General features: G+C 55.1%; 14 protein-coding genes. 11 read left to right on the top strand and 3 right to left on the bottom strand.

The window, feature by feature from the left end:
- The first annotated feature begins 28 nt into the window (after positions 1-28).
- A complete protein-coding gene (locus QMG93_RS12750; RefSeq protein WP_281936956.1) occupies positions 29-1258 on the top strand; it encodes a DUF2157 domain-containing protein in 1230 nt (409 codons plus the stop codon).
- Complete coding sequence (locus tag QMG93_RS12745) at positions 1251-1790, top strand: GDYXXLXY domain-containing protein (RefSeq protein ID WP_281936953.1); 540 nt, start codon at positions 1251-1253, stop codon at positions 1788-1790. The genes QMG93_RS12750 and QMG93_RS12745 overlap by 8 nt, the downstream gene beginning before the upstream one ends.
- Before the next feature lie 90 nt (positions 1791-1880).
- Here the strand turns inward: QMG93_RS12745 and QMG93_RS12740 are convergent, their stop codons facing one another.
- The gene (locus QMG93_RS12740) at positions 1881-2765 is read right to left on the bottom strand and encodes an RNA polymerase sigma-70 factor (protein WP_281936951.1); all 885 of its coding nucleotides are present in this window, start codon (positions 2763-2765) and stop codon (positions 1881-1883) included.
- Between the two features lie 236 nt (positions 2766-3001).
- Between QMG93_RS12740 and QMG93_RS12735 the strand changes: the two genes are divergently transcribed.
- Positions 3002-3877, top strand: coding sequence for a biotin/lipoate A/B protein ligase family protein (locus QMG93_RS12735; RefSeq protein WP_281936950.1), 876 nt, complete (start codon positions 3002-3004; stop codon positions 3875-3877).
- Between the two features lie 17 nt (positions 3878-3894).
- On the opposite strand, the gene QMG93_RS12730 is transcribed toward QMG93_RS12735, so the two are convergent.
- On the bottom strand, positions 3895-4623 hold the full coding sequence (locus QMG93_RS12730) for an alpha/beta hydrolase (RefSeq protein ID WP_281936947.1): 729 nt from the start codon (positions 4621-4623) through the stop codon (positions 3895-3897).
- A 216-nt stretch (positions 4624-4839) separates the two neighbouring features.
- Between QMG93_RS12730 and pdhA the strand changes: the two genes are divergently transcribed.
- The 4 genes from pdhA to lpdA are packed head-to-tail and all read left to right on the top strand — an operon-like array spanning position 4840 to position 9714.
- Complete coding sequence (pdhA, locus tag QMG93_RS12725) at positions 4840-5910, top strand: pyruvate dehydrogenase (acetyl-transferring) E1 component subunit alpha (RefSeq protein WP_216796278.1); 1071 nt, start codon at positions 4840-4842, stop codon at positions 5908-5910.
- 20 nt (positions 5911-5930) lie between these two features.
- Positions 5931-6911 carry an alpha-ketoacid dehydrogenase subunit beta gene (locus tag QMG93_RS12720; protein ID WP_281936943.1) on the top strand — a complete coding sequence of 327 codons (981 nt, stop codon included), beginning with the start codon at positions 5931-5933 and terminating at the stop codon, positions 6909-6911.
- Between the two features lie 34 nt (positions 6912-6945).
- The gene (locus tag QMG93_RS12715; RefSeq protein ID WP_281936941.1) at positions 6946-8289 is read left to right on the top strand and encodes a dihydrolipoamide acetyltransferase family protein; all 1344 of its coding nucleotides are present in this window, start codon (positions 6946-6948) and stop codon (positions 8287-8289) included.
- 6 nt (positions 8290-8295) lie between these two features.
- Positions 8296-9714 carry a dihydrolipoyl dehydrogenase gene (gene lpdA, locus QMG93_RS12710; RefSeq protein WP_281936939.1) on the top strand — a complete coding sequence of 473 codons (1419 nt, stop codon included), beginning with the start codon at positions 8296-8298 and terminating at the stop codon, positions 9712-9714.
- 107 nt (positions 9715-9821) lie between these two features.
- Here the strand turns inward: lpdA and QMG93_RS12705 are convergent, their stop codons facing one another.
- Positions 9822-10073 carry a YkgJ family cysteine cluster protein gene (locus QMG93_RS12705; protein WP_281936937.1) on the bottom strand — a complete coding sequence of 84 codons (252 nt, stop codon included), beginning with the start codon at positions 10071-10073 and terminating at the stop codon, positions 9822-9824.
- A gap of 260 nt (positions 10074-10333) precedes the next feature.
- On the opposite strand from QMG93_RS12705, the gene QMG93_RS12700 reads away from it, so the two are divergent.
- The 4 genes from QMG93_RS12700 to QMG93_RS12685 all read left to right on the top strand — a co-directional run bounded on the left by QMG93_RS12700 (position 10334) and on the right by QMG93_RS12685 (position 14331).
- Positions 10334-11710 (top strand): extracellular solute-binding protein, encoded by a 1377-nt coding sequence (locus tag QMG93_RS12700; RefSeq protein WP_281936935.1) that lies wholly within the window; start codon positions 10334-10336, stop codon positions 11708-11710.
- Between the two features lie 61 nt (positions 11711-11771).
- On the top strand, positions 11772-12656 hold the full coding sequence (locus QMG93_RS12695) for a carbohydrate ABC transporter permease (RefSeq protein ID WP_281936933.1): 885 nt from the start codon (positions 11772-11774) through the stop codon (positions 12654-12656).
- Between the two features lies 1 nt (position 12657).
- A complete protein-coding gene (locus QMG93_RS12690) occupies positions 12658-13485 on the top strand; it encodes a carbohydrate ABC transporter permease (RefSeq protein WP_281936931.1) in 828 nt (275 codons plus the stop codon).
- A 231-nt stretch (positions 13486-13716) separates the two neighbouring features.
- Positions 13717-14331: a TetR/AcrR family transcriptional regulator gene (locus QMG93_RS12685; RefSeq protein ID WP_054972498.1), complete on the top strand. Its 615-nt coding sequence runs from the start codon at positions 13717-13719 to the stop codon at positions 14329-14331.
- Positions 14332-14362: the final 31 nt, after the last annotated feature.

Raw genomic sequence — 14362 nt, 5'->3', positions numbered from 1 at the left:
ATTTTACGTAAACAAGGGGTGGATTCCGATGAGCCGAAAATGGTTGGAGAAAGAAACCCCGATTTGGGTGGAGCGGGGGATCGTTACCCGGGAGCAAGCAGATCAACTGTTAAGCATGTACGAAACGAAGCAGCATGCCGTCGGCCTGCTGCCGATTCTCGGAAGCATTTTGGTTGGACTGGGCATTCTCAGTTTTGTAGCTGCGAACTGGCAGGATATCCCGCAGCTTGTCCGCCTTGCCATGATCGTGCTGCTGATGATCGGTTTTTATGCCGGAGGCGAGCTGGCGCTGCGGCGCGGCCACGATAAGCTGGGCATCGCGCTGGTCAGCCTGGGGGTCGTCAGCTTCGGAGGAGGCATCGTACTGATCGGCCAAATGTTTCACTTGGTCGCTTACAACGCCGGAACATTTATTTTGTGGGCATGCGCTGGAATGGCAGCGACCTTTATATACCGCAGCCGCTACTTGTATTTGCTAAGCCTGCTTCTCTTTGATATCGCCCAATGGTACGGCGTGGCGGAATTCGGTTCCTTCAGCTATACCGCATTCGCGCTTCTGGTTGCCGGTCTCGGGTTTTACGGCTGGAAACGGCGTCATCCCCTGCTGATCTGGTGCTTCAGCTTCAGCGTAACGGTGCAGGCGCTGATGTGGGCGATCGCCGCGGACATGCCGTTCCTCTGGATGTTTATTCCGGCCATGGCGCTTTACGTCCTCGGCGATTGGTTAAAGGAAGAACGCCATGGAGGCTATGCGCTGCAGACGGCTCCGCTTGCGGCAGCATTTATTTTCGTGGTCTTCATGGTGATGATCGGACATGAAAGAGGGGCTGTCGATGACGGCTGGCTGCTTGCCAAACCGCTCTATTACTTCGGGGCGCTCGTCCTTCTCTTTGCCGTCTCGCTGGCCGGCAAGCTGCGAAACGGCCGGGTCTCCAGCGCCTTCGAGTGGATTTTGCTCGCACCGTTCGTTTACCTGCCTTCCGGCGTCGACGTTCTGTACCTGCTTGCGCTGTTTTTCTTCTCACTGTACGTGCTGTGGCGTGGCTATGCGGAGGAATGGCGGTTCAAGATCAACTTCGGAACGGTTCTATTCATCTGCAGCACGATGGTGGCTTACGGCAAGCTGACCTGGGATTTTATGGACAAATCGCTGTTTTTCATTCTCGGAGGCTGTATCCTGATTGGCCTCAGCTGGTTCCTGAACCGGCGGAAAAAACGGTTTTTCGACGATACGAAGGAGGGGAACGGACATGTCTGACAAAGCTGCGACCGGCGGCAGCCGGCGTTCTCTGCTTAAGGTCGTCGTAGTCCTGCTGCAGACGCTTGTGCTGATCGGAATCGCCCTTTCCTTCTACGCGATTGGCTGGTTCGGAAAAGACATCCGAGTCCGAACGGTGCCGGTAGACCCGCGCGATTTGCTTTACGGCGATTACGTTACCCTCGGCTATGACATCAGCCGTCTTGACCCGTCGTTGTGGAAGAACACGGCAAGGAAGCCGGAGAAAGGCCAACCCGTCTACGTGGTTTTGAAACCGGGAACGGACGGCATTGCCCAGCCGGTGGCCGCATATGGCTCGAAGCCTGCGGTGCAGGAAGGCGAGGTTGTGATGAAAGGCCGGATCGACAATCGTTGGAGAGAAGAGATTTTCGTCAAATACGGAGTCGAAAAATATTACGTGCCCGAAGGGACCGGCAAATCGCTTGAGGATAAGGCCAGTCGGTTGATCGTGCACATGAAAGTGGCCCCGTGGGGGCAAGCAAAAATCGAAGGGCTCGAAGAGCGGTCGTAGCGCCGCGGCGATGAAAGATATAAAAAAACTCGGCTTCCCGCAGTCCAGGGGAAATCGAGTTTTTTGCTTTTTTGCAGCTGAGGCAGGGATTTAAAGCTCCGAGGGTTCCGGCAGATGGCTCAGCTTTTCCGGATTGTTCACAAAATACATCGTCCGGATCCTCGTGCCTTCGAATTCGAACAAGATGGCGATGCGGGAGCGGGAACCGTCAACCAGCAGCCCGGCTCCGTTATTGAACGAAACGGGGACGCTCCGCGTCAGGGCGGTGCCTTTGGACGCTATGCCGAGCAGGAAGGCAGCGATCCGGTCTGCGCCGAGAATCGGCCGGAGCGCCGCGCGCACCTTGCCTCCGCCATCGGAGTACAGGACAGCATCCTTCGTCAGCAGGTGGACGAACTGAAGCACGTCTCCCGTGCTGACCGCCTTCAAAAAGCTGCGGACGAGCGATTCCGATTCCGGGAGGCCGGGCTGCGGGGGGCGGGCCTCTGCAGCATGCAGTTTTTGCTTCAAACGGCTGTAGGTTTTCCGGCAGGCGGCTTCGCTTTTGTCCAGCATGTCGGCGATTTCTTTATAATCGTAATCGAACGCTTCGCGCAGGACGAATATCGCCCGTTCGACCGGGTTCAACTGCTCCAGCAGCAGCAGGAAGGCAAAGGAAATGTCGTCGTTTCGAGCCGCCTGCAGCAGCGGGTCTTCCTTGTCCGAAGTTTGCAGCGGCTCGGGAAGCCACGGGCCGACATACACTTCCCTGCGGGAGCGGGCGGATTTGAGCTGATCGATGCATCGGCGGGTAACGGATTTGCACAAATACGCCTTCGGGTTCTGAATCGTGCCCGGGTCCGTGCGGGATACGGCTAGAAACAAATCGTGGATAATATCCTCCGCTTCGGATACCGACCCCAGCATCCGGTATGCGATTGAAAACAACAGCGGCTTATACTCGGTATACCAGTCTTCCAACGGAAGCTGCGTCATTGGCGGATTCTCCTTTGCGGTAAAAATCGAACTGCCGGTTTCGGCGCGGTTCTCTCATAAGAAAATAAGACGAGACGGCGGGCAGGTTTGTGACAAGTTTTTTCCATTGTAGCACGGATCGTTTTCCGGCGGCAGTGAAATCCGGGGTACTTGCAACGGTCGCCGGACCCTTTTAGAATGGGGGTAGCTTAGACGAGCCCGCGAAGCGGAATCGGGAAAGGAGCGGATTAGCCGCTATGGACAAGCAAGAGATGACGCAGCCGAAGAAGAACGGGCTTTCGGATCTGCTGCTGTTGGACCGTTCGCAAGACGTAACGGAGCAGGACGTGCTGTATCCGTTTGCGCTGGAGGAGCTGCTGTGCAAGCACGTGGGCGAAGGCGGGGCGCCGCTGTGCCATCTGTGGCGTCACCCGCGCGCGTTCGTCATGGGGTTGCGGGACAGCCGGCTACCCGGCGCGGCGGAAGCGGCACGGTACTTGGAGGCGCAAGGCTACAATGTCGCCGTCCGCAATTCGGGCGGCGCGGCGGTGCCGCTTGATCTGGGCGTCGTCAATGTGTCGCTGATCATGCCGAAGCGCCGGGCCGGAGAAATCGACTTCCGCGACGACTTCGAACGGATGTTCGAGCTTATCCGGCTGTCGCTTCAAGCGACCGGATGCGAAGTGCGCAAAGGGGAAATTGAAGGGGCCTACTGTCCCGGAGATTACGATCTGAGCATCGGCGGACGCAAATTTTGCGGCATCGCCCAGCGGCGGCAGGCCCATGCGTACGTCGTGCAGGCGTTCGTGATTGCCGAGGGGGCCGGGGTGGAGAAGGCGCGGCAAGCGCGGGAGTTTTACGAGCGGGCTTCCGCCGGCGCGCAGGATATCGATTTTCCGCGAGTGACGGCCGACAGTATGGCCAGCTTGGAAGAGCTGACCGATCTGGGCGAGGGGGCGACGCTCAAGTTCATGGAGGCGGTGAAGCGGGTCGTGCGCGAGCGGCAAACCCCCGAAGGGCTGGAACGGGCGGCAGCGGGACTGTGGGTCCCGGAAGCCTCTCAGGTGAGAGAAATGGCGGCCCTGCTCCGCGAGCGCTACGGCATTCGCGGGAAGGAATCCGACGGCGAATAAGAGGCCCTGTAACGGATTCAGGTCAAAAATCGCTTCAGCATGCCCGGCAGTTCATTTTGCCAAAAGCCCCAAATGTGTTTTCCCGGCTTTTCTTCATAATGTAGCGAACAGCTTCTCGTGACGAGGAGCTGTTTTGTTTTGCGGTTCGCGTCGACAAAATCGAACGTGCCGCGCTCCGTCGTCACTTCCGTTTCGTCGAGCCCGATGACCATGGACAGCTTCAGCCACGACAAGTCGTCCTCGGCTTCGATCCGCTCTTGCGTCGTTTGTAAAAATGCGCCGGACAAGGATATAACTTGGCAAAAAAGGCTACGATAATCTAAGGCAAGATGCAGCGATACGGTGCCTCCGAGTGAATCCCCGGCCAAGATCCGTTCGTTCAAATCCGCGCGAACCGGGTAATGATCTTCTATAAACGGAATCAGCTCCTCGGCAAAAAACGCGCAGTAAGCGCCAAAACGCTCTCCTTCGGGCGCGTACTCGGAAGTGCGGACCGTTTTGTCCACGTCTACGCCGACGATGATGGCGGGCTCCACATTGTCATCGAAAATAAGCCGGTTCATCGTCGTGGCGATGCGGCCGAAATTAAAAAAATCTTCGCCGTCCTGGCAATAGATGACAGGATACGACAACAGTTCGTTGTAGCCTGGCGGAAGATAAACGCGCAGCGATCTTTCTTGCCCGAGCGCGTGTGAAAATACGGTTTCTTTTACGATAGTACGCTTGTAGTATAAGCTGTCGTCCATGTGACAAACCTCACAGTGTATTATAATAGTTTTATGGATTTTATTAATCTGTATTATTATTTTTTATAAACTGTTATATACGTCGAATCGAAAAGAAATCATATTTTACAAGTATGTTCTTGTGCAATTCACTAAAACAGGTTTATAATAATACTATAACAGAAACACCCCAATTTCGACATCCCTTCAAAATCTATCGCTGAGGTGAATATGGAAATGAGCAAGCCTTATGTTGTGGGCGTACAGGAAGTACAGCCGTTGTCCGTTCTGGGCACCGACGGTACCGTTACGAATCCCGAAGCTATGCCGAACCTGACGGATGACCAATTGAAAGAATTAATGCGCCGCATGGTGTTCACACGTACGTGGGACCAACGCGCTGTCAATTTAACGCGTCAAGGACGCCTCGGATTTTATGCGCCAGTTTCCGGCCAGGAAGCAACGATGGTCGGCAGCGAATTCGCTCTGAACAAAGACGATTTCATCTGCCCGGGCTACCGCGACATGCCGCAAATCGTATGGCACGGTCTGCCGATGTACCAAGCGTTCCTTTATTCGCGCGGACATCAGCACGGCGGACAAATTCCGCAAGACGTGCACGTTCTCATGCCGCAAATCATCATCGGCGCGCAATATTTGCACGCGATGGGTGTGGCGATGGCGTTCAAGCAGCGCGGGGAGAAACGCGTTTCCATTACGTACACCGGTGACGGCGGTTCGTCCGAGGGCGATTTCTACGAAGCGATGAACTTCGCGGGGGCGTTCAAGCTGCCGTCGATTTTCATGGTGCAAAATAACGGCTACGCCATTACGACGCCGTTCTCCAAGCAAACGGCTGCGCTATCCGTAGCGCACAAGGCGGTTGCTGCTGGAATCGAAGGCGTACAAGTCGACGGGATGGACGTGCTTGCGGTAGTCAAAGCCGTTCAAGACGCAGCAGAGCGCGGCCGCAAGGGTGAAGGCGCGACGCTCATCGAGGCGATAACTTATCGTTTCCTGCCGCACTCCATGTCCGGGGACGACCCGTCCAAATACCGCACGAAAGAAGAAACGGCTGAATGGGAGCTTAGAGATCCGCTGAACCGCTTCCGCGCGTACCTCGTTTCCAAAGGCTTGTGGTCCGAAGAGGAAGAAGCCAAAGTCGTCGAGGATGCGAAAAACACCGTCGCTGAGCAGATCAAGAAGGCCGAAGAAACGGAAAAAATGACGGTGCCGGGCTTGATCGACAGCATGTTCGAAACGACGCCGCAGCATTTGGAAGAGCAAAAAGCGGATTACTTAGCGTAAAAGGGGAGGAACTTTCAGCCATGGCTCAAATGACAATGATTCAAGCGATCAAGGACGCGATGCGAGTCGAGCTCCAGCGTGATCCGAACGTGGTCGTATTCGGGGAAGACGTAGGTAAGGTCGGCGGCGTATTCCGCGCAACGGAAGGGCTGCAGGCCGAATTCGGGGAAAACCGCGTATTCGATACGCCGCTTGCGGAATCCGCAATCGGCGGGATGGCGGTCGGGATGGCCATTCAAGGCTTCCGTCCGATCATGGAAATCCAGTTTGTCGGCTTTATTTTTGAAGCGTTCGATCAAATCGCCGTTCAAGCGGCGCGCATGCGTTATCGTTCCGGCGGCCGTTACAACGCGCCGATTACGATCCGTACGCCTTTTGGCGGCGGCGTTAAAGCGGCGGAGCTGCACACCGACCCGCTGGAAGGGCTGATGGTCCAAACACCGGGTATTAAAGTTGTTGTGCCGTCCAACCCTTACGATGCGAAAGGGCTGCTCATTTCGGCAATCCGCGACAACGATCCCGTGTTCTTCATGGAGCATCTGAACTTGTACCGTTCGTTCCGCGCGGAAGTGCCGGAAGGCGAATATACGGTACCGATCGGCAAGGCAAATGTTGTTCGCGAAGGCTCGGACGTCACGATCATTACTTACGGCGCCATGGTGCACACTTCGCTCAAAGCGGCCGAGGAGATCGAGAAAACGCGCGGCGCGAAAGTCGAAGTGATCGACCTGCGCACGCTGATGCCGCTGGACATCGACACCATCGTCGAATCGATCAAGAAAACGAATCGTGCGATCGTTGTGCAGGAAGCGCAAAAAACCGCAGGTATCGCTGCGGAAGTCATCGCGCAAATCAACGAGAAAGCGATTCTGCATCTCGAAGCGCCAGTGCTGCGCGTAGCGCCTCCGGATACGGTTTATCCTTTTGCACAAGTCGAAGATCAATGGCTTCCGAATCCGGCCCGTATCGTCAAAGGCCTGAATCAAGTACTGGATTTCTAATATTTTACTAAGACGCAAGGACGGTGAGCGACCGATGGCAAACTTTGAATACCGCTTTCCCGAGCTGGGCGAGGGCATCCACGAAGGCGAGATCGTGAAATGGCACGTAAAACCCGGCGATACGGTAAATGACGAAACGATCCTGATGGACGTTCAAAACGATAAATCAACGGTGGAAGTACCTTCTCCGGTAGAAGGGAAAATCATCGAGCTCAAGGTCTCCGAAGGTACGGTATGTACGATCGGCGACGTGATCGCCGTCATCGAAGTGACCGGCGAGGTGCCGCAGCAGGCCCATGGCCACGGCGAAGCGCCGAGCGCTGCTCCGGCGGCAGCGGAAGCTCCGGCTGCGCAAGGCGGCGCAGAGTGCGCGGTTGGCGGCGCCGTAGCGGCGAACGTGAACGCCTCGAAGCTGGATACGCCGATGGCCGGCGGAGCCCAAGCGGCAGGCGCCGAGCGCGAAGTGCTTGCGACGCCAAGCGTGCGCAAGCTGGCGCGCGAGAAGGGCGTCAACATCGCGGAAGTTACCGCGACAGGCAAAAACGGACGCGTGACGCGCGAGGACGTCCTTGGCTTCACGCCTGGCGGCGCTCCGAAAGCGGCTGAAGCACCGGCGGCAGCGGCCCCGGCAGCAAGCGCGGCAGCGTCTTCGGCAGCAGCGCCGGTCAGCGGCGACCGCGAGGAAGAACGCGTGCCGTTGAAAGGCATCCGCAAGGCGATCGCGAATGCGATGGTCAAGAGCGCTTATACCGCTCCGCACGTGACCCTGATGGACGAAGTCGACGTGACCCGTCTCGTCGCGCTGCGCGAAAAAGCGAAGCCGGTCGCCGAGAAGAAAGGCGTTAAGTTGACCTACCTGCCTTTCATCGTGAAGGCATTGGTGGCGGCCTCCCGTCAATTCCCGGCGATGAACGCCATGATCGACGAAGAGAAGCAGGAAATCGTCTACAAAAAGTACTACCATGTCGGCATCGCGACGGATACGGACAACGGTTTGATCGTACCGGTCATCCAGGACGCGGACCGCAAAAATATTTGGACCATTGCCGGCGCGATCAAGGATCTTGCAGTACGCGGCCGCGAAGGCAAGCTCGGTCCGAGCGAGCTGAAAGGCTCCACAATCACGATTACGAATATCGGCTCCGCCGGCGGCATGTTCTTTACGCCGATCATCAACTTCCCTGAAGTGGCGATCCTCGGTACGGGCCGTATCAGCGAGAAGCCGGTTGTCAAAAACGGCGAAATCGTCATCGCTCCGGTCATGGCGCTGTCGCTCAGCTTCGACCACCGCATTATCGACGGCGCTACGGCTCAAAACTTTATGAACTATATCAAGCAGCTGCTGGCCGATCCGGAACTGCTTGTCATGGAGGTGTAATCCAAGATGGTAGTAGGAGACGCATCGATTGAAATTGACGTTCTGGTCATCGGGGCCGGCCCCGGCGGTTATGTAGCGGGCATCCGCGCAGCTCAGCTTGGCAAAAGCGTGCTGATCGTGGACAAATCCGAGCTTGGCGGCGTGTGTCTGAACCGTGGCTGCATTCCGTCCAAGGCACTGATTTCCGCGGCGCATCATTACGAAGTGATCAAGCATGCCACGTCGATCGGAATTTCGGCGGAGAATGTGACTGTCGATTGGACGAAGATCCAGGAATGGAAAGACGGCATCGTCAAGAAGCAAAGCGGCGGCGTAGGAATGCTGCTGAAAGGGAACAAGCTGCAAATCTTTAACGGCGAGGCGCTGTTCATCAACGAGCATGAAGCGCGCGTCTTCAACGATAACGAAACGGCACGCTATCGTTTCAACCACTGCATTATTGCGACCGGCTCCCGTCCGATCGAGCTGAAGGCGTTCCCGTACGGCGGACGCATCCTGTCGTCGACCGAAGCGCTGTCGCTTAGTGAACTGCCGAAGAGCCTTGTCGTCATCGGCGGCGGCTACATCGGTATCGAGCTGGGACAAACGTATGCCAAGTTCGGCGCAAAAGTGACGGTGCTGGAAGGCTCCGACTCCATCCTGCCGGGCTTCGAAAAAGAACTGTCACAGCCGGTAGCGCGCAACCTGAAAAAGCTCGGCGTCGAAGTCGTCACCGAGGCGATGGCTCAGGGCTGCGAGCAAACGGACAAGGACGTAACGGTAACCTATACCGTCAAAGGCGAAGAACATAAAATCACCGCGGACTACGTGCTGGTTACCGTCGGCCGCCGTCCGAATACCGACGGCGACTTGTCGCTGGAGCTTGCAGGCGTACAGGTCGGCGAACGCGGCTTGATCCCAGTCAACGAAAAATGCCAGACGAACGTTCCGCATATTTACGCGATTGGCGACATCGTACCGGGTATGGCGCTCGCTCACAAAGCTTCGTATGAGGCGAAAGTGGCGGCAGAATCCATTGCCGGACTGCCGAGCGTCGTGGACTACAAAGTCATTCCGGCCGTCGTCTTCTCCGATCCGGAAATCGCCGGCGTAGGCCTCAGCGAGACTGAGGCGAAAGCCAAAGGCATCAACGTGTTCACCGGCAAGTTCCCTTACGGGGCGAACGGCCGCGCGCAATCGATGAACGTCACGGACGGCTTTGTGAAGCTGGTCGGCGACAAAGACACCGGCCTTTTGGTCGGGGCACAGGTGGTCGGCGCGGAAGCTTCCAACCTGATTGCAGAGCTGACGCTCGGCATCGAGATGGGCGCTACGCTGGAAGACATTGCGATGACGATTCATGCGCATCCGACGCTTGGCGAAATCACGATGGACGCCGCCGAAGGCGCGCTCGGCCATCCGATTCACCAACTGGCAAAAAAATAAATCCGTATACGCAAAACCCGAGGCGAGAGCTGCTTGTAAGCGGCTTTTGCTTCGGGTTTTCTTTTTTATTTGAAATTGCGAACCCAGCCCGGCAGGCCGTCCCAGCCTCAGCTTGTCGCCCGCTCCAGAGCTTCCAAATACGCAAAGGCCTCTTCGTTCGAATGGCCGCACATTTCCTCCGAGGCACGCAGGCTGCCGCATACGGCCGGGCGTTCCGGGCTCCCGAACAATCCACAGCGGTTATCCGCCGTAAGCTGGATGCAGCGAACCCCGGCAGGCTTGCCTTTCGGCATGCCCGGAATTGGGGAAGAAATCGAGATGACGATGCAGCAAGCGGCACATCCGATCCGGCACTCCATAGGTCTTACCTCCTATTCTCTCGCGCTTCAAGCGCGCTCTACGACTCATCCTCTTAGTATACCATATCCATTCCGATTATCGGGCAGCTTGTGGGCTGTCCCTTTTCATGTCAGGAAGAGACTATTAAAAATGGTAATTAAGTAGATAATTTTATCCCACCAAAGTTGAAATGTATACCTGTGACGCGTCATGGCGCGATTTTATAATAAAAGCAAGGTGAAGGTCACCGATGCAAATATGGAAATAGGGGGATTCCCAGATGAAGAAAAGTGTACTTTGTTCCGCAAGCGCAGCGCTCTTGCTGACCACCGTACTGGCAGGCTGCGGCAGCTCTGCGCCGGCTGCGAATAACGACAAAGATAAAGGAGCGGAGGCTGGCAAGTCGGCTGCCGGTACGGAAGCGAAAGCCGGCTCGTTCCAAATGACGGTGCGCCACATCAACGTCCGGGAGACTGCGAAATCGACGCTGGAGCTGCTGCAAAAGGTGACGGCGAAAACGGAGCAGGACGTTCCGGGACTTAAGCTGAACCTCGATGGCGTAGAAGATACCGTCAACCGCGATGTGAAGCTGAAAGCGGAAATGTCCTCCGGCAAGCCGCCGCACATTTTCAACTTATTCGGCGGTGCGGATACCCAAAACTATGCCAAAGCAGGCCATTTGCTCCCGTTGAACGATATTCTAAAGGAGCTTGGCTTGTCGGACCAATTCTACAACCTCAGCGAATTTACGGTAGACGGCAAAATTTACGGTCTGCCGGAATCCGGTTACGTGGAAGGGTTCTACTACAACAAGAAAATGTTCCAGGACGCCGGCGTACAGGTTCCGAAAAACTGGGAAGAGTTCCTTAAAGTCTGCGAAGCTTTGAAAGCGAAAAAGATTACGCCGATCGCGCTGGGAGGCGGGCCGGAAAGCGCTTGGGCTATCAACATGCTCGGCAACAGCTTGTTTGTCGGCTTAGGCGGTATCGAGCAGCAGGAAGGCTTCAAATCGGGCAAAACGAAGTGGACTGACGCTCCGGTTGTAGATGCGTTCAAGCGGATGAAGGAGCTGAAGGAAAAAGGCTATATCGATCCTAACGTGTTGGGGCTGAAATATGCCGAAGGTCAGGCGAAGTTCTACACAGGCCAGGCGGCCATGCTGTTTGACGGCACGTGGGCGACTTCCGCGGTGCTTGACAAAGAAAAATCGACCGTGAAAGACAATGTCGGCTTCTTCCGTCTCCCGGAGGTTGGCGGCAAAGGCGACGGCTACATCAACGGAGGCTGGAGTAACGGCTACGGCTTCTCCGCTCATCTGAACGAAAATGAAATGAAAGCCGTGAAAACGTTCATCAAAAACTTCTACACAGTGGAGAATCAAGCGGATCAGCTCAACAAAGCAAACCGGATTCCGGCCATGAAAAACGTTAAAGGCTCGAATGACGCGCATCCGCTGGTTAAAGAAATCAGCGACGCTCAAGGGTCGTCCAAAGGCGCGTTCCCGGCGTTCGACGCTTTGGTTCAGCCGAAAGTGAAGGTGACGCTTGAAACTTCGATGCAAGAGCTGCTTGGCGGACAAATTGCACCGGAGAAAGTAGCCGAACGCATGCAAAAAACGCAGGAAGAAGCGAATAAAGCCGACGGCGAAAAAAAATAAACAGCTAAACGAGGGTGCCGCCATCGCGCGGCGCCCGCATTTTGCTATCGGAGGGTGATCCATGAATAAGGTGCTGAGAAATCCGGTGGCCTACTTAATTTTTGTCGTCCCGGCCCTGGTTTTGTATGTGACGTTCTATATCGTCCCGCTGTTCTCGTCCTTGAGATATTCCGTCACAAGCTGGAACGGGATTAACGAACCGGTGTTCAACGGAATCGATAACTTTCTTAAAGCGCTCCAAGACGAAAAGTTTTGGATCGGATTTAAAAATAACGTGTATTTTGTCGGGTTTTCGCTTATTATTCAGGTTCCGATTATTATCGCGGTCGGTATTATCATCAGCAGGGCGAAAAAGATGCTGGGACTTTATAAAGTATCGGTATTTTTGCCGAGCGTGTTGTCGACGGCCGCAGTTGGTATTATATGGCAATTCATTTACCAACCGGATGCCGGGCTGCTCAATCAGCTTCTCCGCGCTACCGGGTTCGTCGATGTAGCCAAGCCGTGGCTCGGCAACCCGGATACGGCGATGACCGCGGTGCTTGTAGCGAACGCTTGGCAGTGGACCGGATTTTATATCGTTCTGGTGCTTGCAGCCATCTTCGCGATTCCTTCGGAAGTACTGGAGGCGGCGGAAATTGACGGCGCCGTCGGCTTCAAGAAGGCGTGGCATATCACCGTGCCGCTTATTCGATCGGTCATTGTCGTCGTCATGCTGCTGTCGATTACCGGCGCGATGAAGGCGCTGGATATCGTATTGATTATGACCAGCGGCGGACCTTTCGGCAGCTCGGAAGTTATGGCCACGTATATGTACAAGCAGGCATATTCGGCCGGTGAATACGGTTACGCCAATGCTATCGCGATTATCATTTTTGTGTTTACGTCTGTTGTCACGCTCATTTTCCATCTGTTCTCACGCAGGGTAGAGGAGGTTAAATACTGACATGAAAAAAGCGTTGGCCAAAAGTATTCCTCATCTCGTCCTGATTCCGTATGTGCTTATCGTCGTCTATCCCATCTACTTCATTGTGATCTCGTCCTTGAAGAAAAACAACGAGATCATCACGAATCCATGGGGCTTGCCTTCGGAGTTTTCCTTTTCGCACTATGAGAGTGCGCTGACAAATTCGCATTTGGGCACGTATTTTATTAACAGCCTTTATATCGCTACCATCGCTACGGTCGGGTCCTTGCTGCTCGCCATGGGAATCGCCTTTGCGGTCACGAGAATGCGGTTTCCGTCGCTCAGCAAATTGGTGTACGGGTTGCTGCTGCTCTCGCTGCTCATTCCCCCCGCTTCGCTGCTGATTCCGCTGTATATTATGGTGAAGGACATGGGGCTGTACAACACCCCTTTGGCGCTTATTATTCCGTATATGGCGTTCGGGATCCCGTTGACCGTCTTTGTCGTGGCGGCTTTCATGAAGGCGATTCCTACCGAGCTTGAAGAGGCAGGCATCATGGACGGGCTGTCCGCTTACGGCTTGCTGTTCCGGGTGGTGTTCCCGCTGTCACTGCCGACGCTTGTGACGGTGTTTATCATTAACTTCCTCGGCCATTGGAACGAATACGTCATGGCAAACTTATTCCTGTCCACACAGACGCTCCGGACGCTGCCAGTGGCGGTGGTCGGGTTTGCGGACAAATTCAACATGAACTATGGCGCCCTGTGCGCTTCGATCAGTATCAGCGTCATCCCGATCATTATCATCTTCACCTTTTTGCAAAAACAAATTATTGAGGGCGTTACGGCGGGCAGCGTAAAGGGGTAATCGCCCCTTCTGTCCGCCTTCGCTGCGTCAAGCTTCGAAGCTCCGGCCGCATTTGGGCACGGGGTTCTTTGCGTTCATACGAAATAGCGGATGCCTGAAGCTGGCAAAAAAAATGGTTAGTTTTCTATTGACAGGTTAGATTATCCAGTATAAAATACCAATCAGAGATCGCTTGAACAAATGTTCAAAACAAACGTTCAAATTTGTGTTCAAATCGAAAGGGAGGTCTTCATGAAACCAGAAGCGCAGGGAAAAGACGTCAAGCTGAAAATATTGAACGCCGCCAAGAAGCTGTTCGCAAAAAAAGGCTTCGAAGGCACGACAGTACGGCAGATTTGCGATGAAGCAGGAGTGGCGCTCGCTCTGGTGTCTTATCATTTCGGCGGCAAGGAGAACGTGTTCTACGCACTGTTCGAAACGTTCGCCCCGGCGTTCCTGGCAGCGGAGTACGACCTCGAAGATCCTGCACAGGATTTGCAAGCGTTCGTCCGTGAGTTTGCACTCTTTCGCTTGGCGGAGCCGGAGCTGATCAATATCCTTCAGCAGGAGGTCATGATGGAGAGCCCGCGGCTGGAGAAGCTTCAGTCGATCATCCACGTACTGTGGCGACAACTGCGCCTCATTCTTGAAGCAGGCAAAGCCAAAGGGCAGTTTGAGTTCGACTCGACCCGCCATACGGTGCATTTTATCGTAGGTACGCTTGTGTTTTCGCGCAGCAGCCCGTTTCTGGACCCCGTATTTCAGGACGAGAATGAATCGAACCAGCCTACGGCGGCCGAGACCGAAAAAATGGTTGTGGAACTGACAACCAAATTCATTTTGAACGGAATCAAAAGCAAGATATAGAGAAGAGAAGCATCGGGAGAGGGGAACGGAG

This window comes from Paenibacillus tyrphae (assembly GCF_027925525.1).
Lineage (GTDB): Bacteria > Bacillota > Bacilli > Paenibacillales > NBRC-103111 > Paenibacillus_G > Paenibacillus_G tyrfis_B.
This window is presented reverse-complemented; position numbering and strand designations above follow the sequence as displayed.

Bases quoted from the DNA above. Each gene is read 5' to 3' on its own strand.
- QMG93_RS12685 (WP_054972498.1), top strand. From the start codon at position 13,717: ATGAAACCAGAAGCGCAGGGAAAAGACGTCAAGCTGAAAATATTGAAC.
- QMG93_RS12745 (WP_281936953.1), top strand. From the start codon at position 1,251: ATGTCTGACAAAGCTGCGACCGGCGGCAGCCGGCGTTCTCTGCTTAAG.
- QMG93_RS12750 (WP_281936956.1), top strand. From the start codon at position 29: ATGAGCCGAAAATGGTTGGAGAAAGAAACCCCGATTTGGGTGGAGCGG.
- QMG93_RS12720 (WP_281936943.1), top strand. From the start codon at position 5,931: ATGGCTCAAATGACAATGATTCAAGCGATCAAGGACGCGATGCGAGTC.
- pdhA (WP_216796278.1), top strand. From the start codon at position 4,840: ATGAGCAAGCCTTATGTTGTGGGCGTACAGGAAGTACAGCCGTTGTCC.
- QMG93_RS12740 (WP_281936951.1), bottom strand. From the start codon at position 2,765: ATGACGCAGCTTCCGTTGGAAGACTGGTATACCGAGTATAAGCCGCTG.
- QMG93_RS12730 (WP_281936947.1), bottom strand. From the start codon at position 4,623: ATGGACGACAGCTTATACTACAAGCGTACTATCGTAAAAGAAACCGTA.
- lpdA (WP_281936939.1), top strand. From the start codon at position 8,296: ATGGTAGTAGGAGACGCATCGATTGAAATTGACGTTCTGGTCATCGGG.
- QMG93_RS12690 (WP_281936931.1), top strand. From the start codon at position 12,658: ATGAAAAAAGCGTTGGCCAAAAGTATTCCTCATCTCGTCCTGATTCCG.
- QMG93_RS12715 (WP_281936941.1), top strand. From the start codon at position 6,946: ATGGCAAACTTTGAATACCGCTTTCCCGAGCTGGGCGAGGGCATCCAC.
- QMG93_RS12700 (WP_281936935.1), top strand. From the start codon at position 10,334: ATGAAGAAAAGTGTACTTTGTTCCGCAAGCGCAGCGCTCTTGCTGACC.
- QMG93_RS12705 (WP_281936937.1), bottom strand. From the start codon at position 10,073: ATGGAGTGCCGGATCGGATGTGCCGCTTGCTGCATCGTCATCTCGATT.
- QMG93_RS12695 (WP_281936933.1), top strand. From the start codon at position 11,772: ATGAATAAGGTGCTGAGAAATCCGGTGGCCTACTTAATTTTTGTCGTC.
- QMG93_RS12735 (WP_281936950.1), top strand. From the start codon at position 3,002: ATGGACAAGCAAGAGATGACGCAGCCGAAGAAGAACGGGCTTTCGGAT.